The sequence below is a fragment of the Vibrio sp. M260118 genome (genome assembly GCF_036533755.1).
Taxonomy (GTDB): Bacteria; Pseudomonadota; Gammaproteobacteria; order Enterobacterales; family Vibrionaceae; genus Vibrio.
Genome location: NZ_JATABG010000621.1, coordinates 1 through 1,108, shown reverse-complemented (window position 1 = coordinate 1,108; position 1,108 = coordinate 1). Strand labels below are relative to the sequence as shown.

At 48.1% G+C, this 1,108-nt stretch carries 1 protein-coding gene; it reads right to left on the bottom strand.

The genetic code is table 11. The features are described 5' to 3' along the window. Positions 1-45 precede the first annotated feature (45 nt). Entirely contained in the window at positions 46-1,077 is a 1,032-nt protein-coding gene (gene dapD, locus QTO00_RS20095; RefSeq protein ID WP_331426323.1) for a 2,3,4,5-tetrahydropyridine-2,6-dicarboxylate N-succinyltransferase, read from the bottom strand. Positions 1,078-1,108 lie beyond the last annotated feature (31 nt).

Genomic DNA, 1,108 nt, shown 5'->3' with positions numbered 1-1,108 from the left:
ACCCATGAGAGGGTAGGGATTTGGAATAACAAGTGGACGAGGCGATTAGTTGTTGCTGTGAAGCTCAGAGTTAAGCTCGACAGCTGTCTTGTTAGCAAGACATTCGATTTGACCTGTCACTGAGTTGCGACGGAATAGAAGGTCAGAAACGCCTGTTAGGTCACGAGCTTTAACCACTTCAACTTCTTGACCTTGTGAATCTAGCATACGCACTTTAGAGCCAGCTGTTACGTATAGGCCAGACTCAACAGTACAACGGTCACCAAGTGGGAAGCCAAGACCTGCGTTTGCACCTAGTAGTGAGTTTTCACCGATAGAGACGACTACTGTACCACCGCCAGATAGGGTACCCATGATAGACGCACCACCACCGATATCTGAACCGTCGCCAACAACAACACCAGCAGAAATACGCCCTTCAACCATGCTTACGCCAGTTGTACCAGCGTTGAAGTTAATGAAGCCTTCGTGCATAACTGTAGTGCCTTCACCCACGTGTGCACCAAGACGTACGCGAGAAGTGTCAGCGATACGAACGCCAGCAGGAACCACGTAATCCACCATTTTAGGGAACTTGTCGACACAATCTACAGATAGTGCGCGACCTGCTAGGCGAGCTTCGATTTGGCGTTCAGCTAGCTCTGGAAGGTCGATAGGACCTTCGTTAGTCCATGCAATGTTGTGTAGCAGACCAAAGATACCGTCAAGAACAGTTCCGTGCGGTTGAACTAGGCGGTTAGAGATAAGTTGTAGCTTAAGGAAGCCTTCTGCAACTGAAGCAGGTTTTTCATCAGTGGCTAGAACAACAAGCACTAGGGGCTGTGCAGATTCTGCTGCCTTAGCTGCGAATGATGCGTTAGCAGCATCACCGTTTGCTTCAAATGCAGTTGCTAGCTCAGCACTTTGCGCTGCAGAGATTTCGATAGCTTGGTTGCCTTGCTCGTAACCTGCAACTTTAGCCACTGCATCTACAAGTGCATCTACTGGGTTAAGAACTGGGTTAGGGAAAAACGCTTCGATGATTGTACCATCACGGTTTTTGGTTGCCGTACCAAAGGCTAGAGAAAAGTAAGCCATGTTAAATCTCCATGTTTGAATTCGTTTAAAG